This window comes from Nocardioides sp. AE5 (assembly GCF_031844485.1).
GTDB lineage: Bacteria > Actinomycetota > Actinomycetes > Propionibacteriales > Nocardioidaceae > Nocardioides.
The window spans coordinates 209097-234499 of the sequence record NZ_JAUZVI010000005.1 but is presented as its reverse complement, the minus strand read 5'-3'; the positions used below and the strand labels follow the sequence as shown (position 1 = coordinate 234499).

Annotated in this window: 26 protein-coding genes and 2 tRNA genes; 24 read left to right on the top strand and 4 right to left on the bottom strand. The window is 70.0% G+C overall.

Features of this window, described 5'->3' with window-relative positions:
- The first annotated feature begins 45 nt into the window (after nucleotides 1–45).
- Nucleotides 46–124 (top strand) — tRNA-Gln (locus Q9R27_RS10110).
- Here the strand turns inward: Q9R27_RS10110 and Q9R27_RS10105 are convergent.
- Nucleotides 113–766 carry a TetR/AcrR family transcriptional regulator gene (locus Q9R27_RS10105; protein ID WP_311252251.1) on the bottom strand — a complete coding sequence of 218 codons (654 nt, stop codon included), beginning with the start codon at nucleotides 764–766 and terminating at the stop codon, nucleotides 113–115. The genes Q9R27_RS10110 and Q9R27_RS10105 overlap by 12 nt on opposite strands.
- Nucleotides 767–857: 91 nt before the next feature.
- Here Q9R27_RS10105 and Q9R27_RS10100 point away from each other — a divergent pair, with 91 nt between their 5' ends.
- From Q9R27_RS10100 to Q9R27_RS10040, 13 genes are all read left to right on the top strand, one after another.
- Nucleotides 858–1895: an oxygenase MpaB family protein gene (locus Q9R27_RS10100; RefSeq protein WP_311252250.1), complete on the top strand. Its 1038-nt coding sequence runs from the start codon at nucleotides 858–860 to the stop codon at nucleotides 1893–1895.
- A 136-nt stretch (nucleotides 1896–2031) separates the two neighbouring features.
- Complete coding sequence (glmU, locus tag Q9R27_RS10095; protein ID WP_311252249.1) at nucleotides 2032–3483, top strand: bifunctional UDP-N-acetylglucosamine diphosphorylase/glucosamine-1-phosphate N-acetyltransferase GlmU; 1452 nt, start codon at nucleotides 2032–2034, stop codon at nucleotides 3481–3483.
- A gap of 125 nt (nucleotides 3484–3608) precedes the next feature.
- On the top strand, nucleotides 3609–4580 hold the full coding sequence (locus Q9R27_RS10090) for a ribose-phosphate diphosphokinase (RefSeq protein WP_311252268.1): 972 nt from the start codon (nucleotides 3609–3611) through the stop codon (nucleotides 4578–4580).
- 293 nt (nucleotides 4581–4873) lie between these two features.
- Nucleotides 4874–5524 carry a 50S ribosomal protein L25/general stress protein Ctc gene (locus tag Q9R27_RS10085; protein ID WP_311252248.1) on the top strand — a complete coding sequence of 217 codons (651 nt, stop codon included), beginning with the start codon at nucleotides 4874–4876 and terminating at the stop codon, nucleotides 5522–5524.
- Nucleotides 5525–5595: 71 nt separating this feature from the next.
- Nucleotides 5596–6192, top strand: a complete 597-nt coding sequence (gene pth / locus Q9R27_RS10080; RefSeq protein ID WP_311252247.1) for an aminoacyl-tRNA hydrolase — start codon at nucleotides 5596–5598, stop codon at nucleotides 6190–6192.
- Nucleotides 6193–6268: 76 nt separating this feature from the next.
- The gene (locus Q9R27_RS10075; RefSeq protein WP_311252246.1) at nucleotides 6269–7033 is read left to right on the top strand and encodes a 3'(2'),5'-bisphosphate nucleotidase CysQ; all 765 of its coding nucleotides are present in this window, start codon (nucleotides 6269–6271) and stop codon (nucleotides 7031–7033) included.
- Between the two features lie 49 nt (nucleotides 7034–7082).
- Entirely contained in the window at nucleotides 7083–7487 is a 405-nt protein-coding gene (locus Q9R27_RS10070) for a VOC family protein (protein ID WP_311252245.1), read from the top strand.
- A gap of 84 nt (nucleotides 7488–7571) precedes the next feature.
- A complete protein-coding gene (locus tag Q9R27_RS10065) occupies nucleotides 7572–8069 on the top strand; it encodes an OB-fold domain-containing protein (RefSeq protein ID WP_311252244.1) in 498 nt (165 codons plus the stop codon).
- Nucleotides 8066–9265, top strand: coding sequence for a lipid-transfer protein (locus tag Q9R27_RS10060; RefSeq protein WP_311252243.1), 1200 nt, complete (start codon nucleotides 8066–8068; stop codon nucleotides 9263–9265). Before Q9R27_RS10065 ends, Q9R27_RS10060 begins: the two co-directional genes overlap by 4 nt.
- A gap of 113 nt (nucleotides 9266–9378) precedes the next feature.
- Complete coding sequence (locus tag Q9R27_RS10055) at nucleotides 9379–10716, top strand: serpin family protein (RefSeq protein ID WP_311252242.1); 1338 nt, start codon at nucleotides 9379–9381, stop codon at nucleotides 10714–10716.
- A 105-nt stretch (nucleotides 10717–10821) separates the two neighbouring features.
- Nucleotides 10822–14349 (top strand): transcription-repair coupling factor, encoded by a 3528-nt coding sequence (gene mfd, locus Q9R27_RS10050; protein WP_311252241.1) that lies wholly within the window; start codon nucleotides 10822–10824, stop codon nucleotides 14347–14349.
- A gap of 60 nt (nucleotides 14350–14409) precedes the next feature.
- Nucleotides 14410–15060: a hypothetical protein gene (locus tag Q9R27_RS10045; RefSeq protein WP_311252240.1), complete on the top strand. Its 651-nt coding sequence runs from the start codon at nucleotides 14410–14412 to the stop codon at nucleotides 15058–15060.
- 3 nt (nucleotides 15061–15063) lie between these two features.
- Entirely contained in the window at nucleotides 15064–15687 is a 624-nt protein-coding gene (locus tag Q9R27_RS10040) for a MazG family protein (protein ID WP_311252239.1), read from the top strand.
- A gap of 117 nt (nucleotides 15688–15804) precedes the next feature.
- Here the strand turns inward: Q9R27_RS10040 and Q9R27_RS10035 are convergent, their stop codons facing one another.
- Nucleotides 15805–16290, bottom strand: coding sequence for a hypothetical protein (locus Q9R27_RS10035; protein WP_311252238.1), 486 nt, complete (start codon nucleotides 16288–16290; stop codon nucleotides 15805–15807).
- A gap of 310 nt (nucleotides 16291–16600) precedes the next feature.
- Here Q9R27_RS10035 and eno point away from each other — a divergent pair, with 310 nt between their 5' ends.
- From eno to Q9R27_RS09985, 10 genes are all read left to right on the top strand, one after another.
- Nucleotides 16601–17881, top strand: a complete 1281-nt coding sequence (gene eno, locus Q9R27_RS10030) for a phosphopyruvate hydratase (RefSeq protein ID WP_311252237.1) — start codon at nucleotides 16601–16603, stop codon at nucleotides 17879–17881.
- Between the two features lie 192 nt (nucleotides 17882–18073).
- Nucleotides 18074–18475: a septum formation initiator family protein gene (locus tag Q9R27_RS10025; protein WP_311252236.1), complete on the top strand. Its 402-nt coding sequence runs from the start codon at nucleotides 18074–18076 to the stop codon at nucleotides 18473–18475.
- Nucleotides 18472–19017, top strand: coding sequence for a DUF501 domain-containing protein (locus tag Q9R27_RS10020; protein ID WP_397219667.1), 546 nt, complete (start codon nucleotides 18472–18474; stop codon nucleotides 19015–19017). Before Q9R27_RS10025 ends, Q9R27_RS10020 begins: the two co-directional genes overlap by 4 nt.
- Nucleotides 19018–19019: 2 nt before the next feature.
- Complete coding sequence (locus Q9R27_RS10015) at nucleotides 19020–19940, top strand: Ppx/GppA phosphatase family protein (protein WP_311252235.1); 921 nt, start codon at nucleotides 19020–19022, stop codon at nucleotides 19938–19940.
- A gap of 64 nt (nucleotides 19941–20004) precedes the next feature.
- A complete protein-coding gene (locus Q9R27_RS10010) occupies nucleotides 20005–20346 on the top strand; it encodes a hypothetical protein (protein WP_311252234.1) in 342 nt (113 codons plus the stop codon).
- A complete protein-coding gene (locus Q9R27_RS10005; RefSeq protein WP_311252233.1) occupies nucleotides 20347–21204 on the top strand; it encodes a uracil-DNA glycosylase in 858 nt (285 codons plus the stop codon). It begins immediately after the preceding gene.
- Nucleotides 21201–21719: an ACT domain-containing protein gene (locus Q9R27_RS10000; RefSeq protein ID WP_311252232.1), complete on the top strand. Its 519-nt coding sequence runs from the start codon at nucleotides 21201–21203 to the stop codon at nucleotides 21717–21719. Before Q9R27_RS10005 ends, Q9R27_RS10000 begins: the two co-directional genes overlap by 4 nt.
- Nucleotides 21716–22291, top strand: a complete 576-nt coding sequence (locus Q9R27_RS09995) for a peptide deformylase (protein ID WP_311252231.1) — start codon at nucleotides 21716–21718, stop codon at nucleotides 22289–22291. Before Q9R27_RS10000 ends, Q9R27_RS09995 begins: the two co-directional genes overlap by 4 nt.
- Before the next feature lie 5 nt (nucleotides 22292–22296).
- Nucleotides 22297–22373: transfer RNA gene (locus tag Q9R27_RS09990), tRNA-Leu, on the top strand.
- Between the two features lie 197 nt (nucleotides 22374–22570).
- Nucleotides 22571–23395 (top strand): Bax inhibitor-1/YccA family protein, encoded by an 825-nt coding sequence (locus Q9R27_RS09985; protein WP_311252230.1) that lies wholly within the window; start codon nucleotides 22571–22573, stop codon nucleotides 23393–23395.
- Between the two features lie 131 nt (nucleotides 23396–23526).
- Here the strand turns inward: Q9R27_RS09985 and Q9R27_RS09980 are convergent, their stop codons facing one another.
- Together Q9R27_RS09980 and Q9R27_RS09975 are read right to left on the bottom strand one after the other, a co-directional pair.
- Nucleotides 23527–24189, bottom strand: a complete 663-nt coding sequence (locus Q9R27_RS09980) for a response regulator transcription factor (protein ID WP_311252229.1) — start codon at nucleotides 24187–24189, stop codon at nucleotides 23527–23529.
- On the bottom strand, nucleotides 24159–25403 hold the full coding sequence (locus Q9R27_RS09975) for a histidine kinase (protein WP_311252228.1): 1245 nt from the start codon (nucleotides 25401–25403) through the stop codon (nucleotides 24159–24161). The genes Q9R27_RS09980 and Q9R27_RS09975 overlap by 31 nt, the downstream gene beginning before the upstream one ends.

Here is a 25403-nt window from a genome sequence, read left to right as displayed (position 1 = left end):
CGGCCGTGATTGCCTAGACTCGTGTGTGACGCGTTCGCGCGTCGTTCCCCGGTTGGTCTGCCGGCAGGGCCCGCCTGACTTTGAATCAGGATTAGCGACGTAGGTTCGACTCCTACCCGGGGAGCCGGCTTTCCCGATGCAGTGTGCCTGCATCCACGGTGAGGAAGAGTTCGACCAGGGCCGCGACGATCTCGTCGCGCTCGGCCTCGACCTCGCCCTGCAGGACGGCGCCCAGGGTGTGCGCGACACCGCCGATCAGGAACTGCGCGACGATCCGTACCCGCGCGGGGACCTGGGTGGAATCGGCCGCCGGGTCGCCACTGGCCGCGGTGGCGGCAAGCAGGTGCGCGAAGCGCCGGCTCTCGGCCATTGCCCGGGCGCCAAGGACGGGGGAGGCCAGGGACTCCAGGAGTACGACGCGCCCCTTGCGCGCATCGGTGAGCATCAGGTCGACCATCTCGGTCAGCACCGCCCGGGTGCGGGCGACCTTGTCGTTCCCGGCGTCCGCGAGGGCGCCCAGGGCGCGGTGCAGCGACTCCTCGGCGATCTGGTCGAAGACCGCGATCTGGAGTTGCTCGACGGTGGGGAAGCTCTCGTAGAAGTAGCGCGCCGCCAGCCCGGCCTCTTCGGCGACGCCGCGCACCGTGGTGCCGGCCAGGCCGCGGGTGCCCATCAGTTCCAGGCCGGCCTCGAGCAACTTCGTACGCCGTTCGGCAACGCGTTCCTCCGCGCTCGCGCCGCCATAGCGTCGGGCTCCCGTGGTCATGCCGAGCATCTTGACACATGCGTTCGCAGATGTCACAGTCCATCTGTCAACGGACGTTGACTCATGGATGGATGGCCCCGAGAGGAATGGCATGACGCACACCGCCGCAGGCCCCGTTGACCGGACCAGCACCGAGCCCGTCCCCCGGGTGCAGGCGCCTCAGCCATCCGGCGATGACGTCCCGCCCTGGCACCCCTCGCAGCCCCATCACGAACTCGCTGCCGACGTACGCTGGTGGGTCGGCATGCCGGTCGCCTTCGGGCTCTTCGGCCGCCTGGCCCTCGACCAGATCGCCTATCGCGAGGTCGCAGTCGCAGTGGACGCCACCGGACGCTTCCGGGAGAACTTCACCAACCGCGGCATCCGCAGCTATCTGTGGGGACCGCTGATGCTCTTCGGTGACGAGACGGATCGCCGTTCCTCGGCGCAACGGCTCAAGGACCTGCATGGCCAGGTGAAGGGACGCGGCAAGGGGCACTTCGAGGGCGAGCGCTACAGCGCCCTGAAGCCGGCGATCTGGAAGTGGGTCGGCACCACCAGCATGCTCATCTTCTACAAGGGCTACGTCGCCACCTATGGCAGCAACCTCGACGATGAACAGCGCGAGGTCGTCTATCGCACGATCCTGGCGATGAGTGACTACGACCTCAACAGTGAGCAGGCCCGGGTGCCCCGCACGGTCGCCGAGATGGAGGCCTACTACGAGGAGGTTGCGACCACCGACCTGGCCGACAATGAGTTCCTGCAGTGGGCCAACCGTGAGTTCGGCTCATTGCCGGTGCCGACCCTGGTCGGGCCGCGCTGGCTGCACCTGCTGATCACGCCGGCCTGGCGGCTGGCCACGCCCGTGCTGAGCCGGCCTGCCCGGGTCTGCGCGGAGGAGACGGCGCACCCGAGGATGCGCGAACTGCTCGGCGTACGTGAGAGTCGCGTGCGGGCCCTCGAGTTCCGCGCCTACACCGCGATGCTGCGCGCCGTACGACGGTGGCTGCCGGCCTGGGCGTTGCTGGAGCCGATGGCCCACAACCGTTATCGCTACGAGCGGTTGCGGGCGGCGTACGCGCGGCCGCAACTGCGCAGCTTCGCCGCACCCGGGAGTGCACCGGCGGCACCCCGCCACTCCGGCTGAGCCGCTCCCTCGCGGCCCGGGCGGACGACGGGCCCGGGCGGGTGGCCGCAGTGGCGATCTCACCCGGGGGCGTTATCTTGGTCCGGTCCACCACGGGGGAGTGGGGACCCAGTGCCGGGCCCAGTCAAGGAGTGTCATGCCGAGCAATCTCACTGTCGTCGTCCTCGCCGCGGGCGGCGGCACCCGGATGAAGTCCAAGACGATGAAGGTGCTCCACGAGGTCGGCGGACGGTCCATGATCGGCCACGTCCTCAACGCGGTGAAGGCGATGGAGCCCGAGCGCGTGATCGCCGTCGTCGGCACCCAGCGCGAGCAGGTCGGCCCGCACATCCAGCAGCACCTGCCCGAGGCGATCCTCGCCGTCCAGGAGACCCAGGACGGCACCGGGCACGCGGTCCGGGTCGCCCTCGACAGCGTCGGCACGCCGCTGCACGGCACCGTCGTTGTGGTCACCGGTGACACCCCCTTGCTGCGCGGGGAGAGCCTGCGTGCCTTCGCCGAGGAGCACGAGGCCGCCGAGCGCGCGGTCAGCATCCTCTCCGGCATCGTCGCGAACCCGCACGGCTACGGCCGCATCGTGCGCAACCGCGAGGGCGACGTCGAGGCGATCGTCGAGGAGAAGGACGCCACCCCGCTCGAGCGCGAGATCGGCGAGATCAACTCCGGGATCCTCGCCTTCGACGCCGAGTTCCTGGCCGATGCGCTGGGCAAGATCAGCAACAACAATGCGAACGCGGAGTACTACCTCACCGACACCGTCGGGATCGCCCGCGACGCCGGCCTGACGGTCGGCGCCCACGCCATCGACGACGTCAGCCAGACCGAGGGCGCCAACGACCGCGCCCAACTCGCCGCGCTCGGGCGCGAACTCAACCGGCGCGTGGTCACCCAGTGGATGAAGGACGGGGTCACCGTGATGGACCCCGAGACCACCTGGATCGATGCCGACGTGGTGCTCGAGCGCGACGTGACCATCCTGCCCGGGGTGCAGTTGCTCGGTTCGTGCGTGGTCGGCGAGGACGCCGTGATCGGCCCGGACACCACCCTCAAGGACTGCGAGATCGGGCGCGGTGCCCGTGTGATCCGCTCGCACGGCGAACTGGCCGTGGTCGGCGACGAGGCGACCGTCGGGCCCTTCTCCTACCTGCGCCCCGGCACCAACCTCGGATCGCGCGGCAAGATCGGTGCGTTCGTGGAGACCAAGAACGCCCAGATCGGCAACGGCTCCAAGGTCCCGCACCTGTCCTATGTCGGGGACGCGGAGATCGGCGAGGAGACCAACATCGGCGCCGGCACGATCTTTGCCAACTACGACGGCACCAACAAGCACCGCACCCGGATCGGCAGCCGGACCAAGACCGGCTCCAACAACACCTTCATCGCCCCGGTCCAGGTTGGCGACGACGCCATGACCGGCGGCGGCACCACGGTGCGCAACGACGTACCCGACGGCGCGCTCGCCGTCTCCAGCGGCCCGCAGCGGATCCTGGAGGGGTGGGCCGAGCGCAAGCGCGCTGCCGCCGCCTCCGGTGAGGGGGCCGAAGGTGCCGGCAACGACGGGAGTACGACGGACGGCGCTGCCGGGTGATGCGTCTCACGACGGGGCACCGGAGTGAGCGATGTCAGGGTCCGGGGTGCAGAATCGTGCTCGGGCCGTGAAAGTGGTCCGGCATCGCGGTCAGTAGACATGGAGGAGTTCGCGGCGTGAGCGGAATGAAGAAGGCGACCGAGAAGAACCTGATGGTCTTCAGCGGCCGGGCACACCCCGAACTGGCCACGGAGGTCGCCGACCAGCTCGGCACCGGCCTGGTCCCCACCTCGGCGTACGAGTTCGCCAACTCCGAGATCTACGTGCGCTACGAGGAGTCCGTGCGCGGCTGCGACGCCTTCGTGCTGCAGAGTCACACCGCTCCGATAAACGAATGGATCATGGAGCACCTGATCATGGTCGACGCGCTCAAGCGCGCCTCCGCCAAGCGGATCACCGTCGTCATGCCGTTCTATGGCTACTCGCGCCAGGACAAGAAGCACCGCGGCCGCGAGCCGATCTCGGCCCGCCTGGTCGCCGACCTGTTCAAGACCGCTGGCGCCGACCGGTTGATCACCGTCGACCTGCACGCCGACCAGCTCCAGGGCTTCTTCGACGGGCCCGTCGACCACCTGATGGCGCTGCCGATCCTGGCCGACTACGTCAAGGAGAAGTACGGCGACCAGCCGCTCGCCGTGGTCTCCCCGGACGCCGGCCGGATCAAGGTCGCCGAGCGCTGGTCTGCCCGCCTCGGCGGCGTACCGCTGGCGTTCATCCACAAGACCCGCCGCACCGACCGGCCCAACGAGACCGTCGCCAACCGCGTCGTCGGCGACGTCAAGGGTCGGGTCTGCGTGCTCACCGACGACATCATCGACACCGGCGGCACCATCGTGAAGGCCGCCGAAGCCCTGATGGAGGACGGCGCCGCCGGCGTGATCATCGCTGCCACCCACCCCATCCTCTCCGGCCCGGCCGTCGACCGCCTGAAGAACTGCTCGGCCACCGAGGTGATCGTCACCAATACGCTGCCGCTCACCGAGGAGCAGCGCTTCGACAAGTTGACGATCCTCTCCATCGCCCCGCTGCTGGGCAGCGCGATCCGCGCGGTCTTCGAGGATGGGTCCGTGACCTCCATGTTCGACGGCCACGCCTGAGCAGGACCGCCCGGCAGCAACGAGTGAGCTTTCGCACGTCGACGATTGAGCGTTCGCGACACAACGAGTGAGCGTTCGTGGGCAGGATTGGTGTCGGGGGACCGGTTTCGCCTAAGATCGACAAGTTGCCTCGGCGAGGGAGCCCGCACAGCGCAGGTCTCCGTGATCGACAGGGCTGGTGTGCTGGACTGCGCCGCGCCTCCGATCCGGACGGCGCGGCGTTCTTCGTTCCCGCCAGTGGCAGCCACGGATTTGCACCACTTCCACCCGAAACACGCACCAGGAGAATGAACATGTCTGCCGAGAAGATCACCGCCGAGCTCCGCACCGAGTTCGGCAAGGGCGCTGCCCGCCGGGCCCGCCGCGAGGGCAAGATCCCCGCGGTCCTCTACGGCCACGGCAACGACCCGGTCCACGTCAGCCTGCCCGGCCACACCACGATGATGGCCCTGCGCAAGGGTGGCGCCAACGCGCTGCTGCACCTGGACATCGACGGCACGACCGAGCTCGCGCTGACCAAGGACATCCAGGTCGACCCGATCCGCCGCGTCCTGGAGCACATCGACTTCGTCATCGTCCGCAAGGGCGAGAAGGTCACCGTCGAGGTGCCCGTGCTCCTCACCGGTGAGGCGGTCCGCGACGCCCTGGTCGTCACCGAGAACGCCACCCTGCGCGTCGAGGCCGAGGCCACCAACATCCCCGAGTCGTTCGAGGTCTCCATCGAGGGCCTGGAGGCCGGCACCCAGATCCTGGCCAGCCAGGTCGAGCTGCCCGAGGGCACCACGCTGCTCGACGAGGAGGAGCTCCTCATCGTCAACATCACCGAGGCCCCGACCGCCGAGGAGCTCGACGCCGAGCTGGAGGAGGCCGAGGCCGAGGCCGGCATCGAGAAGGACGAGGCCGAGGGCGACGCGGAGGCCGCCGAGAGCGACTCAGCAGAGTGACCACCGAGGACTCGACCTGGCTGGGTCGGGCCCTCGCACGCTTCACGGGGAAGGGCCGGGATACTTCTGCCATGACCGAACCACAGGACGTGTGGCTCGTGGTCGGGCTGGGGAATCCCGGCCCTTCCTATGCCGGGCACCGACACAACATCGGCCACTTCGTCGTCGACGAACTGGCATCGCGGATGGGGGCGGGGTTCAAGGCCCACAAGTCCGGCCGGGCCGACGTGGTCGAGGGACGCCTGGCGCCTCCCGGCACGCCGGGCCCACGCGTCGTACTGATGAAGGCGCGCAGCTACATGAACGAGTCCGGCGGACCGGTCTCCACGGTCGCGAAGTTCTACGGCGTACCGGCGGAGCGGATCATCGCGATCCATGACGAGCTCGACATCGACTTCGGCACCCTGCGGCTCAAGCTCGGCGGCGGGGACAACGGGCACAACGGCCTCCGCTCGATGCGCAACTCGCTGGGCACCGGCGACTTCTACCGGGTCCGGGCCGGCATCGGCCGCCCGCCCGGCCGGCAGCCGGTCGCCGACTTCGTGCTCTCCAACTATTCGACCACCGAGAAGAAGGAACTCCCCTTCCAGGTCGACGACGCGGCGGACGCGATCGAGATGCTGATCGAACAGGGCCTGGCCAGGACCCAGTCCCGCTTCAACTCCTGACCGGCGCGCAGGCCTACGACGTACGCCGTGGGATACGGCCGCATCGCCCGCGGCAATGGCCACTAGGGTTGCCGGTGTGAGTGAGACGAGTGCAGCCCCTGCCGATGACCACCTGTTCGCGATCTGGCTGGCCGAGGCCGCGGGTGCTCGCCTGCTCGAGGTGCGCGCCGAGGGGCTGGAGGGCAAGGCGCTCAAGGACGCCGGCGACGCCGCCGCCCAGGACCTGATCGCCCGGCTGCTGGCCGAGCACCGGCCAGGCGACGCGGTCCTCTCCGAGGAGGCGATCGACGACAAGGCCAGGCTCCAGGCCGACCGGGTCTGGATCATCGACCCGCTCGATGGCACCCGTGAGTTCTCCGAGCCGCCCCGCGACGACTGGGCCGTGCACGTGGCCTTGTGGGAGCGCGGCGAGTTGACCGTCGGCGCCGTGGCCCAGCCCGCACTGGGGGAGACGTTCGCGACCATCCCGCCCCGCGTGGTCCCGCCGCGTACGTCGCCCCGTCCCCGGATCGCCGTCTCCCGATCCCGCCCCCCGGCCTTCGTCGAGGCGCTGGCCGCCGAACTCGACGCGGAACTGGTCCCGATGGGTTCCGCCGGCGTGAAGGTGATGTCGGTGGTCCGCAACGTCGCCGACGCCTACGTGCACGCTGGCGGGCAGTACGAGTGGGACAACGCGGCGCCCGTCGCCGTGGCCCGTGCCGCCGGCCTCTTCTGCTCCCGCGTCGATGGCACCGACCTGGTCTACAACAAGGACGACGTGTCGCTCCCGGACCTGATCGTCTGCCGCCCGGAACTGGCCGAGGCGATCGTCGCGTTCGTCAAGGAGCACGGCACCGACTGATCGGGCAAACCACTTGCTCCGTGGGCCCGACGGTGCGAAGACTGGGCCCATGACCTGTTTCATCTCGCACACCTCGATCGACTGTCACAACGCCTATGAGCTGTCGGCGTGGTGGCGCGACCTCCTCGGCTATCGCGACCTGCCCGACGACCCGAACGAGCCCGGCCACGAGGAGTGCATGATCGAGCACCCCGAGACCGGTCACCGGGTCCTCTTCCTGGAGGTGCCCGAGGCGAAGCAGGTGAAGAACCGGATCCACTTCGACCTGTGCCCCCAGTCAGGCACGCGCGACGAGGAGATCGAGCGGGTGCTGGCCCTGGGCGCCACCCAGGTCGCGGACCTGCGCGGGATCCATGGTCCCGGGAGCGGCTGGGTGGTGCTCGCCGACCCGGAGGGCAACGAGTTCTGCATCCTGCGCTCGGAGGCCGAACTGGCCCAACCGAGTGCGGGCTGATTCCCGCTGGGCGAGAGGAGGCACCACCGCAGGACCGGGACTGGCATCATGAAACCTGTTCTATTTCCACGAACAGGCGGAGCGATGACGACACCTGCGATCGAGGGCTGGTTCACCACCGGTCCGGAGCCGGCGCTGCTGGGCAGCGAATGCACCGAGTGCGGCAATGTCGCATTCCCGGCCGAGCAAGAATTCTGCAAGAACCCGGCGTGCTCGAGTGAGTCGTTCGCCCAGCGCGAACTGGGCCGCACCGGGACGGTCTGGTCCTACACGGACGCGCAGTACCAGCCGCCCGCGCCGTACATCCCCGCCTCCGACCCCTACGAGCCGTTCACCCTGGCCGCGGTCGAGGTCCCCGAGGGCCTGGTCATCCTGGGCCAGTTGGCGGCCGGATACAGCGTCGCCGACATCAAGGTCGGCTCGCCGGTCACGCTCGTCGTGGAGCGGGCCTGGAGCGACGAGGACGGCGACAAGACCATGTGGAAGTGGCTGCCGACCGAGCCGAGCGAGGAACGAGCGAGCGACCGAGGCGGCCAGAGTGGGCCGTTGCCGACCGAGTCGAGCGAAGCGGAGCAGGCATGAACGCGAAGAACACCGACGTCGTCGTCGCCGGGGTCGGCATGCACCCGTGGGGCAAGTGGGGCCACTCGTTCGTGAAGTACGGCGTCGCCGCGGCCCGTGCTGCCCTGGGTGACGCCGGCGTGGACTGGCGTGACGTCGACCTGGTGGTCGGTGGCGAGACCGTCCGCAACGGGTACGCCGGCTATGTCGCCGGCTCCACGTTCGCCCAGGCGCTGGGCTGGAACGGCGCCCGCATCGCCACGTCGTACGCTGCCTGCGCGACCGGTTCCCAGGCGCTGGACACGGCGCGCTCGCGGATCCTGGCCGGCCAGGCCGAGGTGGCCCTGGTGGTCGGCGCCGACACCACCCCCAAGGGGTTCCTGGCGCCGAACGCCGGCGAGCGCTGGAACGACCCGGACTGGCTGCGTTTCCGGCTGATGGGGATGACCAACCCCGGCTACTTCGCGCTCTATGCCCGGCGCCGGATGGACCTCTACGGCGCCACCAGCGAGGACTTTGCCGCGGTCAAGGTGAAGAACGCCCGGCACGGCCTGAACAACCCCTATGCGCGCTATCGCAAGGAGGTCAGCGTCGCCGACGTGGTCAACTCCGCGGTCGTCTCGGACCCGCTGCACCTGCTCGACATCTGCGCCACCTCCGACGGCGGCGCCGCAGTGGTCCTGGTCTCCGAGGAGTACGCCGCCAGGCACGGCCTGGCCGATCCCGTGCGGATCAAGGCGATCTCCACGATCACCCCGACGTTCCCGCAGACCGTGCTGGACATGCCGTACTTCTCCACCGAATCCAGCAACGTCACCGGCAAGCCGGAGCGGACCTTCAAGGAGTCACTCGCCGACGCCGCCTATGAGGAAGCAGGCATCGGCCCCGACGACGTGGACGTGGCGGAGGTCTACGACCTGTCCACGGCGCTCGAACTGGACTGGATCGAGGACCTCGGACTGGCCAAGCGCGGCGAGGCCGAGGCGCTGCTCCGGGCCGGCGAGACCACCATCGGCGGCCGGATCCCGGTCAACCCCTCCGGCGGCCTGGCCTGCTTCGGTGAGGCCGTCCCTGCCCAGGCACTGGCCCAGGTCTGCGAACTCACCTGGCAACTCCGTGGCCAGGCCGAGGGCCGCCAGGTCGAGGGCGCCCGGGTCGGCATCACCGCCAACCAGGGCCTCTTCGGACACGGCTCGTCGGTGATCGTCGCCCGCTGACCCGCGTGCGGAGAACGGGTGGATTCCTCGTCACCAGGTGACAAGGAATCCACCCGTTCCGCATCTCCGTGACTGTTGCGGAACCGGAAGCCGCGTGACAGCGTCACATCATCATGCTGACGCGACGAGATGCCCTGCGCCTTGCCCTGTTCACTGCCCTGGCCGGCGGTGCCGCCTCGACGCTGCAGGCCTGTGGCAGCGATCCCGCACCGAGCCGCCGGAGCAATGCGGGTGAGGGAATCGAACTGGTCTCCTCCACCCGCGAGCGCACCGACGGCGACCCGGCTGCGGTGCCCGACGCGGTAGCCGCACTGCACCACTTCGCCGCCGGCCTCGACCAGCACCTGGTCGTCGCCGACGCACCCAACGTCGCGTTCTCGCCGTACTCGGCGGCGATGGCGCTGGGGATGACCCTGGCCGGGACCGCAGGGCAGACCCGCGACGAGATCGCCGGTGTGCTTGGCACCGACGACCCGGATCGCTTCCACGGTGGGCTGAACGCGCTGACCCACCACCTGGAGTCCCTGGCCGGGAGCGTGAAGCGTGGCGACGGCAGCGAGGCAGAGGTGGAACTGGCGCCGGCCAATGCACTCTTCGGGGAGCGGGCCATGGAGTGGGCCGACGCCTTCCTCGACCTGCTCGCCGAGGAGTACGGCGCCGGGATGAACGCCGTCGACTTCACCAGCAACCCGCAGCAGGCGATCGAGGCGATCAACGCCTGGACGGCCGAGCGGACCAGGGACCGGATCCCCGAGATCGTCGGCCCCGACGCGATCAACGACCTCACCCGGATGGTGCTGGTCAATGCGCTCTATCTCAAGGCGCCCTGGGAGCACCCGTTCTCCGCGTCCGCCACCGAGACCGGCGACTTCCACCTGGCCGACGGATCGACGGTCCAGGTGCCGATGATGCGCGACGAGCTGCGCGGCGCAGGGTTCGCCAGCGGCGACGGCTGGCAGGTGGTGCAGGTCCGCTACGCCGGCAACGGGCTGGCGATGACCCTGGCCGTCCCGGATCGGGGTCGAGAGGAGGAGCTGGACGAGGCGATCGGTCGTGGCCAGTTCGCCGACGTGCTGGGCAGCCTGGAGCCGCAGCTGGTCGAGTTGACCATGCCCCGCTGGACGTTCCGCAGCACCTCGCCGCTGACCACGGTGCTCCAGGCACTGGGCATGGAGACCGCCTTCACCTCCGCGGCCGACCTGTCACCGATGACCGGGGGTGAGAACGACCTGCAGATCACCGACGTGCTGCAGGAGGCGTTCATCGCCGTCGACGAGGAGGGCACCGAGGCGGCTGCCGCCACAGCCGTCGTGGCCGGTGCCACCGCTGCGCCGCCCCAGCCGGAAGTGGTCGTCGCGGACCGGCCGTTCCGCTTCGTGATCCACGACCTGGAGCACAACACGCCGCTCTTCCTCGGACGGGTCGGCGACCCGTCGGCCAGCGCCGACTGACCCCAGGGATCGCTGCGGGACCCCGCTGGCGCCGCGCGTAGACTCGACTGGTCCACCCCCGCCTCATTCCTGATCGGGGGCTGTCGTGTTGTCGGAAGGTTCCCCGTGCGCTTGCAAGGCCTGGCAGATGTCGTCCTCGCCAACCCCACCCTCTCCAGTGCCCTCGACGACGCCGGCACGCTCCATGCCCTCGACCTGACCGGCCCGGCAGGCCTGCGCCCCTTCGTGGTCGCCGGCCTGGTCGGCAAGGGCCGCACCGTCCTGGTGGTCACCGCCACCCAGCGCGAGGCCGAGGACCTGTCCGCCTCCCTGGACCAGCTTGTCGACCCCGCCACGATCGGCTTCTTCCCGAGTTGGGAGACGCTGCCCCACGAGCGGCTCAGTCCGCGCAGTGACACCGTCGGGCGGCGGCTGGCGGTGCTGCGCCAGATCGTCCATCCCGAGGAGGGCGAGCTGAAGGTCGTCGTGGCGCCCGTGCGCAGCGTGCTGCAGCCACAGGTGAAGGGACTGGGCGACCTGGCCCCGGTCTCCCTGCGCCCCGGCGACACCGTGGAGATCGACGAGATCGCCCGGGGCCTCTCGGATGCGGCGTACACCCGGGTCGACCTGGTCGAGAAGCGCGGGGAGTACGCCGTCCGCGGCGGCATCGTGGACGTCTTCCCGCCCACCGAGGAGCACCCGCTGCGCGTGGAGTTCTGGGGCGACGACGTGGAGGAGATCCGCTCCTTCTCCGTCGCCGACCAGCGCACCCTGGACAAGGTCGAGCGGCTCTGGGCGCCACCGTGCCGCGAACTGCTGCTCACCGACGAGGTACGCCGTCGCGCGGCAGCCCTGGGCGAGGCGCACCCGCAACTGCGCGAGATGACCAGCCAGATCGCCGAGGGCATCGCGGTGGAGGGGATGGAGTCGTTGACCCCGGCCCTGGTCGACGAGATGGAACTCCTGGTCGACCTGATGCCGCGTGACACCACCGTCCTGGTCATCGACCCGGAGCGGGTCCGCGCCCGTGCGCACGACCTGGTTGCCACCAGCGAGGAGTTCCTCGGCGCCTCGTGGGCGGCCGCGGCCTCCGGCGGTGAGGCGCCGATCGACCTCGGCGCCGCGTCGTACCGGAGCCTGGGTGAAGTGCGCCAGCACGGCATCGGCATTGGCCTGGCCTGGTGGTCGATCAGCCCGTTCGGGCTCGACCAGGAGACCGCAGCCCTCGCCCCCGAGACCGACGAGGACGCGCCGGAGACCCGGGTGGTCGAGGTCAACCCAGCCGAGGCCTACCGCGGGGACGTGGCCCGGGCGGTGCAGGACGTCCAGGCGTGGCTGGGGGCCGGCAAGCAGGTCTTCGTGGTCCGCGAGGGGATCGGACCGGCCCGGCGTACGGTCGAGGTGCTCGGCGAGAACGACGTCGCCGCGCGGCTGGTCTCCCCGACCGGCGACGAGCCGAAGCAGGGCCTGGTCGACGTGCTCCACGCCCAGCTGATCCAGGGCCTGGTCGGGGAGGGGTTCGCCGTCCTGACCGGGGAGGACATCTCGGGCCAGAAGTCGTCGACGCGCGACATGCGCAAGATGCCGGCCCGGCGCAAGAAGCAGATCGACCCGCTGGAGTTGAAGTCCGGCGACTACGTGGTCCACGAGCAGCACGGCGTGGGCCGCTATGTGGAGATGAAGCAGCGCGAGGTGCAGGGGGCGACGCGCGAATACCTGGTCCTCGAGTACGGCGCCTCCAAGCGCGGTGCGCCGCCGGACCGGCTCTACGTCCCCGCGGATGCGCTCGACCAGGTCACCCGGTACGTCGGCGGCGAGGCGCCGAGCCTGGACCGCCTCGGCGGCGCGGACTGGGCGAAGCGGAAGGGCAAGGCGCGCAAGGCGGTGCGCCAGATCGCGGCCGAGCTGATCAAGTTGTACGCCGCCCGCCAGGCCACCCAGGGCCACGCGTTCGGGCCGGACACGCCCTGGCAGCGCGAACTCGAAGATGCCTTCCCCTTCACCGAGACGGCCGACCAGCTCAGCACGGTCGACGAGGTCAAGTCCGACATGATGAAGCACGTCCCGATGGACCGCCTGGTCTGTGGTGACGTCGGCTACGGCAAGACCGAGATCGCGGTCCGAGCGGCGTTCAAGGCGGTCCAGGACGGCAAGCAGGTCGCCGTACTGGTGCCCACCACGCTGCTGGTGACCCAGCACCTGTCCACCTTCGAGGAGCGGATGAGCGGCTTCCCGGTCACCCTCAAGCCGCTCTCCCGGTTCCAGACCGACAAGGAGGCGGCCGAGGTTCTCGAGGGCCTGGCCGACGGCAGCATCGACATCGTGATTGGCACCCACCGGCTCTTCAACGCCGACGTCCGCTTCAAGGACCTGGGCCTGATCATCGTCGACGAGGAGCAGCGCTTCGGGGTCGAGCACAAGGAGCGGATGAAGCAGTTGCGCACCTCCGTGGACGTGCTCTCCATGTCGGCCACCCCGATCCCACGGACCCTGGAGATGGCGATCACCGGGATCCGGGAGATGTCCACCATCGCCACTCCGCCCGAGGAGCGGCACCCGGTGCTGACCTATGTCGGCGGCTACGAGGACCGCCAGGTGATCGCCGCGATCCGGCGCGAACTGCTCCGCGAGGGACAGGTCTTCTACATCCACAACCGGGTCGCCTCGATCGAGAAGGCGGCACGGAAGCTGACCGAACTGGTGCCCGAGGCCAGGGTCGCGGTCGCGCACGGGCAGATGAACGAGCGCCAACTGGAGCAGGTGATGCTGGACTTCTGGGAGAAGAAGTTCGACGTGCTGGTCTGCACCACCCTGGTCGAGTCCGGCCTGGACGTCTCCAACGCGAACACGATGATCATCGAGCGCTCGGACACCCTTGGACTCTCCCAGCTGCACCAGTTGCGTGGCCGGGTCGGCCGCTCCCGCGAGCGGGCCTATGCCTACTTCCTCTATCCGACCGAGAAGCCGCTGACCGAGACCGCCCACGAGCGGCTGGCCACCCTGGCCCAGCACTCCGACCTGGGCGGCGGCATGGCGATCGCGATGAAGGACCTGGAGATCCGCGGCGCCGGCAACCTGCTCGGCGGGGAACAGTCCGGGCACATTGCCGATGTCGGCTTCGACCTCTACGTCCGCCTGGTCGGCGAGGCGGTGACCGAGTTCCGCGGGGATGCGGAACCGGAACTGGACGAGGTCCGCATCGAGTTGCCGGTCGAGGCGCACCTGCCGCACGACTACATCGGATCCGAGCGGCTGCGCCTGGAGATGTACAAGCGCCTCTCCGAGGTGCGCAGCGACGACGACGTGGCCCAGATCCGCGAGGAGATGCTGGACCGCTACGGCAATCCGCCCCGTCCGGTGGCGGCGCTGCTCGAGGTGGCCAGCCTGCGTGTGCGGTTGCGCCGGGCCGGGATCACCGAGGTGACCCTGGCCGGCAAGAACGTCCGCTTCGCCCCGGTGACGCTGCCCGACTCGGCCCAGGTGCGGCTGCCGATGATCTATCCCAAGAGCCTCTACAAGGCGGCCACGAAGACGGTCCTGGTGCCGCGACCGAACGTGCCCGGCGGCCACTTGCGCGACGAGGAACTGCTCACCTGGGCACGCAACGTCGTCGACGCGGTGCTGGACAAGGCGCCGGTCGCGGCCCGGGAGTGAGCCGGATCACCCTGCCTGCTTGAATGGGGTGGACGTCCCCGGAGCACCAGGAGAACGAACGTGTCGATCCACCGTCGCGCCATGACGGCCACCGCGCTGGCGGCCGCGGCCCTGCTCACCTTCGCCGGATGTGCCAGCCAGGACGAGGGCCAGGTGCGCCCCGGCGTGGCCGCCACCGTGGGGGAGACCGAGTTCTCCATTGCCGAGGTGGACGAGCGGGCGCCCGACCTGTGCGACTACGCGGTCGCCACGGGCGAGGTCCAGGAGGCCATCCCGATGGGGTCGCTGCGGATCAGTTACCTGCAACTGCTTATCGACGAAGAACTGGCCCGCGCGTACGTCGCCGAGCAGGGCCGCCAGTCCGACCCGACGCTGCGCCAGATGCTGGCTGCGAACGAGGAGAACGCGCGCCAGAGCCTCGAGCAGGTGCCGCCCGCTGCCCGGGAGGTCTACCTGGAACTGGTCGAGCGGACCGGCTACATCGGCACCGTCCAGCAACTCGGGGGAGCCGAGTACGCGGAGTGGGCCGAGGAGCAGGAGGTCGTCGTCGACCCCCGGTTCATGGCGGTCCAGATCCCCGGCAGCATCCAGGCAGCCGACCTCTCGGTGGCGGTCAGCACCCCGGCGCTGCTGCGCAACGACAACCAGGACCCGGAGAAGTTCCACGCCTATCTGGACTCCCTGCCGGACAGCCAGAAGTGCTCGGCCTGAGCGATGGGCTCATCCCTGCCTGAGGCCACCGGTGAGCCGCTGGTCGGTTTCATCGCGCTGATGGCCCGGATGCGCGCCGAGTGCGCGTGGAAGGCGGCGCAGACCCACACCTCGCTGGCCCGCTTCCTGCTCGAGGAGACGCACGAGACGCTGGAGGCGATCGACTCCGGGGATCCGGAGCACCTGCGCGAGGAGCTTGGTGACCTGTTGTTGCAGGTCTACTTCCACGCCGAGATCGCCCGCGAATCCGGCGACTTCACCATCGACGACGTCGTCGCCGACCTGGCCGCCAAGATGATCCGTCGCAACCCGCACGTCTTCGGTGACCGTGCTGCCGGCCAGGGTGCCGCGCCGTCTGATCCTGAGCTGATCAACGAGATCTGGCAGGCGGCCAAGGCAGCCGAGAAACGGCGTACGTCGGTCCTGGACGGGATCCCGCCGACCCTTCCGGCGCTGCTGCTGGCCGACAAGGTGCTCGACCGCCTCGAGCGGGAGAACGGCGCGGCCCCGATCCCGGATGAGAGCGACGAGATCGGCGATCAACTCCTGGCCGTGGTGGCCCGGGCCCGGACGGCCGGGGTGGACCCGGAGCAGGCGCTGCGTGGCGCCGTACGTCGCCTCCTCTGACCCACGAACGCTCACTCGTTGATGCCCGAAAGCTCAATGGTTGACGTCGGTGGGTCGCTGACGGTCCCGGGGCCGAGCCCACCCGTCGTACGCCGCGACGCACCGTCCCGGGCGCAGCTATGCCGGGTCGGCCGGGTGCCTGACCGCGACGCTCACCACCCGGGGCGGCCAACCGGGACCGACCGTCCCGGCTGGGCGCCAACAGACGAAGGCGGACCCGCTCGTCAGCGGCAACTGGGGGAAGAGGAACCCGGACCCGCGATACGTCACGGCCAGGCCGCCGGCCCGGGCTCCGTCCAACTCATAGTCCACCGGCGCCAGACCGGTGCGAAGCAGCGGGTCGGCCTCGGCGCTGATCTGCTCCAGCATTGCTGAGGTATGCCGGTGGTGGTCCGGAAAGCCAGCCCTCCTGCGCAGAGCTGGCTCAGCAACGTAGGCGACCTGCAGCAGGCTGACTCGCCGCAGCCATTCCCGTTGCGGTGGGTCGTCCTCCGGTTCGAAGCCGACCTCGAACGTGAACCAATGGCAGGTGATCCCGACGTCCGCAGCGGCCTCCGTCAAGGCGAAGGGCGCGGTCGCGGGCTCTGTGGTGGAGCGGTTCATGAATGACCAAGGCCTCCCTCTGCCCTGCTGCACCGGCAGGCTCCTGACTCCTCGCGCATTTCGGCTGTCGCGAGGAGTCGACCATGCGCCTCGGCTGCGGTCAAGGATCCCTCGGCAGACTGCGGAGTATGACGCTCACAGGCTCCCAAGCAGCGCAACGAGTGAGCTTTCGGACATCAATGATTGAGCGTTCGCGACACAACCAGTGAGCGTTCGTGTGTCCACCACGCCCGGGTCCTGCCGCCCGGAGCGCCCTGGCACGGCTAGGCTGGTGGCGCTCGATTCCACGACCCTTCAGGAGCATTCCCAAGTGGCTTCCATCGCTGCCGTCGGCGCCCGCGAAATCCTCGACTCCCGGGGCAACCCGACCGTCGAGGTCGAGATCCAGCTCGATGACGGGGTCTTCTCCCGTGCCGCCGTCCCCAGCGGCGCCTCCACTGGCGCCTTCGAGGCCGTCGAGCTCCGCGACGGCGACGAGCGCTACCTCGGCAAGGGAGTGGAGAAGGCAGTCGGTGCCGTCGTCGACACGATCGCGCCCGCGATCGAGGGCCTGGAAGCCGACGACCAGCGCCTGGTCGACCAGGTGATGCTCGACCTGGACGGCACCCCCAACAAGGCCAACCTCGGCGCCAACGCCATCCTCGGCGTCTCCCTGGCCGTGGCGCGCGCCGCTGCCGACTCGGCCCAGTTGCCGCTCTACCGCTACGTCGGTGGCCCCAACGCCCACCTGCTGCCGGTCCCGATGATGAACATCCTCAACGGCGGCTCCCACGCGGACTCCAACGTCGACATCCAGGAGTTCATGATCGCCCCGATCGGCGCGCCCACCTTCCGCGAGGCGCTGCGCCAGGGCACCGAGGTCTACCACGCACTCAAGTCGGTGCTGAAGAAGAAGGGCCTGGCCACCGGCCTGGGTGACGAGGGCGGCTTCGCGCCGAACCTCGACTCCAACCGGGCCGCGCTCGACCTGATCGCCGAGGCGATCGGGGTCGCGGGCTACGAGCTCGGCAAGGACATCGCGCTGGCGCTCGACGTGGCCGCCTCGGAGTTCCACGCCGACGGCGCCTACACCTTCGAGGGCGCGCAGAAGTCCGCGGCCGAGATGACGGCCTACTACGCCGACCTGGTCGCGAACTACCCGATCGTCTCGATCGAGGACCCCCTCAACGAGGAGGACTGGGACGGCTGGAAGACGATCACCGACGAGCTCGGCACCAAGACCCAGCTGGTCGGCGACGACCTCTTCGTGACCAACGTCGAGCGGCTCCAGCGCGGCATCGACGGTGGCCAGGGCAACGCGATGCTGGTCAAGGTCAACCAGATCGGCTCGCTGACCGAGACGCTCGACGCCGTCGACCTGGCCCACCGGGCCGGGTTCCGGAACATGATGAGCCACCGTTCGGGCGAGACCGAGGACACCACCATCGCCGACCTCGCCGTCGCCACGAACTGCGGCCAGATCAAGACCGGTGCGCCGGCCCGATCCGAGCGCGTCGCGAAGTACAACCAGCTCCTGCGCATCGAGGACGAGCTCGCCGAGGCCGCCCGCTATGCAGGCGCGTCCGCCTTCCCGCGCTACCGGCAGGGCTGAGCGAGACTGATGTCGGAGCGTCGACCGAGCCGGGGCACCGGCCCCCGCGGCACCCGGGGGCCATCCCCCCGTGGTGGCGGGCGGCCGCGCTCGGGCACGGCCGGCGCGCCATCCCGACGCCCACAGGCAGCAGCCCCTCGGCCGGGCAGGCCCAAGCCCCGCCTCACCGGGCGGGCCGCGATCCTGATCCTGGTGGTCGTGGTGCTGGCCGTTTCCTATGCCTCCAGCATGCGCGCCTACCTGCAGCAGCAGGACCACGCCTCGGACCTGCGCGCCCAGATCGCCCGGACCGAGGTGGAGATCGACGCCCTGGAGCGGGAGAAGAAGCGCTGGTCCGACGAGGCCTTCATCGAGGCCCAGGCCCGGCTGCGGCTCGGCTACGTGATGCCGGGGGAGACGACGTACGTCGTGCTCGACGAGAACGGCAAGGCACTGGAGTCCACCAACGAACTGCCGGACGCCGACACCACCCCGATCGACGTCCCCGATGCCTGGTGGGACACCATGTGGGGCTCGCTCGAACTAGCCGGCAACCCCGAACTGGCCGAGAAGGATGCTCCGGCGGAGATGATCGAGGGAGACGACTCCGAGTGAGCACAGAGCAGAGCGCCGCCGGGACCGGGCAGCCCGGCGGGATCGCCCCGGACGACGTCGCCGCGATCCGCGACCAGCTGGGCCGCGAGCCCCGCTCCATCCACGCGATCGGCCACCGCTGCCCGTGCGGCAACCCCGACGTGGTCACCACCGAACCGCGCCTGGAGAACGGCACGCCATTCCCGACCACCTTCTACCTCACCTGCCCCCGCGCGGCGTCGCGGATCGGGCGCCTCGAGGGCGAGGGCATGATGAAGCAGATGCAGGACCGGCTCGCGACCGAGCCCGGCCTCGCCGAGCAGTACGCCGCCGCCCACCGTGCCTATCTCGAGGCCCGAGAGGCGATCGGCCACGTGGAGGAGATTGACGGCATCTCCGCCGGCGGCATGCCGACGCGGGTCAAGTGCCTGCACGTGCTCGCCGGCCAGGCGCTGGCCCAGGGGCGTGGCGTGAACCCGTTCGGTGACGAGGTCCTCGACCTGCTCGGCGACTGGTGGGCATCCGGGCCCTGCGTCTCCCCGGACTCCGAGACCACTGACTAGGCATGGGTACGCCGACCGTCGCCGCGATCGACTGCGGCACCAACACCATCAAGCTCCTCATCGGTGCCCTGCCCGAGGTGGCGGTGCGCGAGTCCACGATGGTCCGCCTCGGCCAGGGGGTGGACCGCACCGGCGTCCTGGCCGAGGAAGCGCTGGAGCGCACCTTCGCCGCGATCGACGAGTACGCCGCGTTGATCCGCGAGCACGGGGCGGAGCGGGTCCGGTTCTGCGCCACGTCGGCGAGCCGGGATGCCAGCAACAGCGAGGTCTTCGTGACCGGCGTCCGCGCCCGGCTCGGCATCGAGCCCGAGGTGATCGCGGGCCACGAGGAGGCCCGGCTGGCCTTCTCCGGCGCGGTCCGCAACCTCAGCGTGGCGCCCAAGGCCCCGGTCCTGGTGGTCGACATCGGCGGCGGCTCCACCGAACTGATCCTCGGCCCCGCCGACCAGGCCACGGGTGCCGGACCAGAACAGGAACACTCCCTGGACATCGGCTCGGTCCGGATGCACGAACGACACCTGCACTCCGACCCGCCCACCACCGCCGAGATCGCCGCCGCAGCGGCCGACATCGACTCGGCCCTGGACGCCTGCACCGTACCGATCGCCGAGGCCGCCACCGTCGTCGGCGTGGCCGGCACCGTGCTCACCGTCGCAGCAGGTGTGCTGGACCTGCCGACGTACGACCGGGACCGGATCGACCAGTCGGTGCTGGAGGTCGAGGCGATCGGTGCGATGGCACAGCGCCTGCTGGCGATGACCCACGCCGAGCGGCTCGCCTTGCCCTACATGCATCCGGGCCGGGCCGACGTGATCGGCGCCGGTGCGCTGATCCTGGAGCGGGTGCTGCGGCGTACGTCGGTGAGTACGATCGTGGCCTCGGAGGCGGACATCCTGGACGGCATCGCTTGGTCCCTGGTGTGAACTGGCCTCGGCGAGCGGCTACCGTCGGGAGGACGCAACCACCCACCTCGGAGGGACCCCACCCATGATCCGCAAGCTCCTCAAGATCCTGCCCTGGTTCGCACTCGGCTACGTGCTCGGCGCCAAGGCCGGCCAGCAGCGCTACGAGCAGATCGCCTCGGCGGCGCAGAAGGTCGCCAACAGCGCACCGGTCCAGGCCGGCGTGGCCAAGGCCGCCGAGCAGGCGCCCGTCGTCGCCGACGTGGTCAAGGAGAAGGTCGCCACCGCGGCACACGTCGCCTCGGAGAAGCTCCCCTTCGGTGACGAGTCGGGACAGCCGGCCGGCGCCCACGTCGCCGCTCCGACCGAGGCGTCCCCTGCCGGGGAGACGCTGGCCGGGCCGGGCCAGAACGGCACCGGTTCCTGATTGCTGCACCACCCGATCACCGGCCAGGCCTTCGACTCGCCGGTCCCGCCCGGGACCGGCTGGCCCGAGGACCCGGCCACGGCCGAGACCCCGGTGGCCCGCAGTGCCGCCGGGGTACGCCGCCTCGCCGCCCGCGCCGAACTGGCCGATCTCGACGCCCGGATCTCGGTGTGCAGCGCGTGCCCACGGCTGGTCCGGTGGCGCGAGGAGGTGGCCGTCACCAAGCGGGCCTCCTTCGCCGACGAGCCCTACTGGGGCCGACCGATCCCCGGCTGGGGCAGTGCGCATCCGGCCCTGCTGATCGTCGGGCTCGCGCCCGCCGCCAACGGCGCCAACCGCACCGGTCGCGTCTTCACCGGTGACCAGTCCGGCGACTGGCTCTTCGCCTCCCTGCACCGCGTCGGCCTGGCCGGCCAGGCGGCCTCCGATCATGCCGGCGACGGGCAGCGACTGATCGGTGCCCGGATGGTGGCCACGGTCCGTTGCGCCCCTCCGGAGAACAAGCCGACCGTCCTCGAGCGCGACACCTGCGCCCCGTGGATCGAGCGCGAGGTCCGCCTGCTCGCCGACGACGTACGCGCCGTGTTGGCACTGGGCTCCTACGGCTGGGAGGCGACCCTGCGCAGTTTCCGCGCTGCCGGGTACGCCGTGCCCAGACCGAAGCCGCGGTTCGGCCACGGCGCCGAGACGATCCTGGGTCGCCCGGACGGGGGAGAGGTCACCCTGGTCGGCTGCTTCCACCCCAGCCAGCACAACACGTTCACCGGGCGCCTGACCGAGGAGATGACCGACGCGGTGCTGGCCCGGGCCCGGGACCTTGCCGCGCTGGCGGGCGGTGCTGGCATCATGGCGGGGTGACCCTCCACGCCATCACCGTCCTCGGCCACGACCGCCCCGGCATCATCGCCGAGACCACCCACATCCTCGCCTCGCTGGGCCTCAACATCGAGGACTCCACGATGACGCTGCTGCGCGGCCACTTCGCGATGACCCTGATCAGCGCCGGCGACGCCCCGCTGTCCACCATCGAGTCCGCGCTCGCCACGATGTCCGCCTCCGGTGACCTGACGGTCGCCGTCCACGAGGTCCCGGTCGAGGAGACCACTCCCACCGACGGTACGTCGTGGGTGCTCAGCGTGCACGGCGGCGACCGGCCCGGGATCGTCTCCTCGGTGGTGGAGCAGGTGGCTGCCGTCGGCGGCAACGTCACTGACCTGACCACCCGCCTGGCCGGGGGCCTCTATGTCCTGGCAGCCGAGGTCGACCTGCCGCGCTCGGTCGACGTCGAGACGCTGCGTACGTCGCTGCAGGCCACGGCCACCGAACTCGGCGTCGGGGTCTCGCTGAACGAGGTCGAGGCCGACGAACTGTGAGCAACCACGCCCCAGAAGGGGTCAATGAACGCGTTGCTGCCTGGACGGAAGCAGAACTCGGCGTCGAGGGCCGGGTGCTCGAGGTGGTCACCGCCCCGGCTCCGGTGCTCGCCGCGGACGGCGGCAAGGTCGACCCGACCTCGCCGGAAATCGTGCAACTGGCCGCCGACCTGGTCGCCACGATGCGGGTCTCGCCCGGCTGCGTCGGCCTGGCCGCACCGCAGGTGGGTGAGTCGGTGAAGGTCTTCTGCGTCGACGTCTCCGAGCACCCCAAGACCCGCGACCACCACGGCACCTACGTGCTGTGCAATGCCGAGGTGGTGGAGTCCTCGCGCAACGAGAAGGCCCGCGAGGGGTGCATGAGCGTGCCCGACTTCACCGGTGACGTGAAGCGGGCCACCCGGCTCGTCGTACGGGGGCAACTGCCCGGCACCGGCGAGGAGGTGTGGCTGCGCGCCAACGCCTTCGAGGCGCGTGCGCTGCAGCACGAGATCGACCACTGCGACGGCTTCGTCTTCCTGGACCGGGTCGCCGGGGCGCATGCCGTCTACGCCCGCAAGACATACCTTTGACACCCGCCCCCGTGTCCCAACTGGCAGAGGAAGAGGTCTTAAAAACCTTTCAGTGTGGGTTCGAACCCCACCGGGGGCACCATTTCCCACGAACGCTCACTCGTTGATGCGCGAGAGCTCAATCGTTGTCGGCTGGCCCGCTCAGGTCCGGTTCGGCCGACGTGCGGGAACATGGGGGCCACACCGCACGTTGTTGATTGGTGAAGGCCACTACACTTGACCCAGAAAGCGGCGGCTGTCACGAGCGGTCGCCCCTACCGGCCTCCAAGGAGAGACCACATGCAGAGCAACAACCCGATCTTCAACCGCTCGCCCCAGTTCAACGGGCAGGGCGGACAGCAGACGTACGCCGACCCGTCGCAGTGGGACATCAGCCAGCCCGGTCAGGCGATGGGTTATGCGCCGACCACGGAGCGGATGACGATCGACTCGGTCGTGCAGCGGACGGCGATGTCCATCGGCGTCGTGATCGCCGTCGCGATGGCGACCTGGATCCTCACCCCCGACGTGAGCACCGCGACCACCCAGGCTGACCTCTCCCCGCTGATGGCCGCGGTGACGATCGGTGCCCTGGGTGCCTTCGCGCTGTCGATGGTGAACTCGTTCAAGCGGGTCGTCAGCCCGGCACTGGTGCTTGCCTTCGCTGCCCTCGAGGGAGTTGCGCTGGGCGGTCTGAGCAAGCTCTTCAACTCGTTCTACGAGGGCAACATCGTGATGGGCGCCGTGATCGGCACCTTCGCCGCCTTCGCCGGCACCCTGGCCGCCTACAAGTTCTTCAACATCAAGGTCAGCGGCAAGTTCCGGATGTTCGTCACCGCCGCCGTCTTCGGCATGATCGGCCTCGCCGTCATGGAACTCGTGCTCGGTCTCTTCAGTGCGCAGATCGGCCTCTTCGGGGTCAGCGGCCTCGGCATGGTGACCGCCTTCGGTGGCCTGATCCTCGGTGTATTCATGCTGATCCTCGACTTCGACTTCGTCGAGCGCGGCGTGGCCGCCGGCCTTGAGGAGCGCGAGTCGTGGCGCGCCGCGTTCGCGATGACCGTCTCCCTGGTCTGGATCTACACCAACCTGCTCCGCATCCTGGCCTTCTTCAGCCAGGACTGACGCCAGCACGCATCACGAGCGCCCATCACCGCGAGGTGGTGGGCGTTCGTTGCGTTCTGCAGGAGTCCCGCGGACGTCTTGCGTCGCTCGGACGACCGGGTTGCAGGACGGTGGCCGGAGCGTGGAGATGCTCACGTGTTGCCGTCGAGCCAGGCCAGCACCGCCAGCACGCGGCGGTTGTCATCCGATGCCTGTGGCAGGTCCAGCTTGGTGAAGATGCTGTTGATGTGCTTGCCGACCGCCTTCTCGGTGACGAACATCCGGGCCGCGATGGCCGCATTGGACCGACCCTCGGCCATCAGGGTCAGTGCCTCCACCTCGCGCGGGGTCAGCCGGGCGAGCCGTTCGTCGCGTCCACCACCGACCAGGGTCGCCACCACCTCCGGGTCGAGCACGGTCCCACCGTCGGCCACCTGGCGCACCGAGGCGATGAAGTTGTCCACGTCGGCGACCCGGTCCTTGAGCAGATAGCCCACCGCACCCTGACCGCTGGCCAGGAGCTCGCGAGCATAGAGCGGCTCGACGTACTGGCTCAGCACCAGCACCGGCAGACCCGGCCGGGCTGTGCGCGCCGCGATCGCGGCGCGGAGCCCCTCGTTGGTGAAGGTCGGGGGCATCCGTACGTCGAGCACGGCCACGTCGACGTCTGGACTGCCCAGGAGACCGGCAAGCTCTGCCGCGTCGGCGACAGCGGCCACCACGGTGAATCCGCATGCCTCGAGGATTCGGGTGAGGCCGACCCGCAGCAGGGCCTGGTCCTCGGCTACGACGGCCCGGAGGGGCTGGTCGGACACGGAACCTCCATGGTCACCTCGGTCGGCCCTCCGGGAGGGCTGCTCAGCTCCATTGTGCCGTCGAAGGCGCCCAGCCGCTTCGCGACACCCGTCAGGCCGAGTCCGTTCGGGTTGGCGCCGCCGACGCCGTCGTCCCCGACCACGATGCGCGCCCGGGTCCCGTCGTGGGAGCCACTGATCCAGGCTCGGCGGGCCTCCGAGTGCTTCATCGTGTTGGCCAGGCACTCGGCGACCGCGAAATAGAGCGCCGACTCGACCGGCGCCGGCAGCGGATCGATTTCCACCGACACCGTCACCGGGAGCGGAAGCGCCACCGCCAGCGCTTCGACCGCACCGACCAGGCCGCGGTCGGCGAGCACGGGGGGATGAATCCCACGGACCACGGTGCGCAGGTCCTCCAGCGCCGAGACGGTCGCCTCCCGGGCCTCGCGGAGCAGCTCCGCGGCGGCTTCGGGATCGGTGGCCATCAGCTTCTCGGCCAGCCCGACGTTCATCCCGACCGTCGCGATCCGGGCCTGCGCGCCGTCGTGCAGGTCGCGCTCGATCCGGCGCACCTCCGCTGCGGAGTGGTCCAGCGCCTCGGTGCGCGACTCGGCGACCTCGGCCACGCGCTGCTCGAGCTGCTCGATCCGTGAGACACCCAGGATCGCTCGATCCGCGGTCGCTCGGGCCCGAGCCAGCGGGAGGGTGACGAACCACCAGGCCAGCAGCATCGGGCCGGAGAGGAAGAGCAGCACCATCCAGAACGAGCCCGGGCTGATCAGGAACCCGATCACGTGGACCACTGGCCCGGCGATCAGCATGGCCGGGAGGGCCGACATCACGAGCCCGCCGGTCGAGGCGAACCAGAGGTGGGCGAAGTCCCGCCAGCGCGCCGGGTCGCGCAGCCACACCAGGCTCCGGGAGAACGGGTTGAGGCCAGTGGTGTCGGCACATTCGGCCGGGATCTCGGCGGCGAGCAGCCGGCTGGCCACCGCCCGGTGCAGCCGGGCACTGACGTGGCTGGCCGGGACCACTGCCTGGGCCAGCCCGAAGCCGACCACGACCAGCAGCAGCGGCCAGACCAGGAGACTCAGGATGCCGAGCAGCAGGGTGACCGGCATGGCCAGCGCCAGGCCCAGGCCCAACCCGGTCACCCGGAGCCGTTCCATGATGCCGGGCCGGTCCACCCGGGTGATGGTGGCCGGCCCGAGCGGGCGGATCTCGTTGATCAT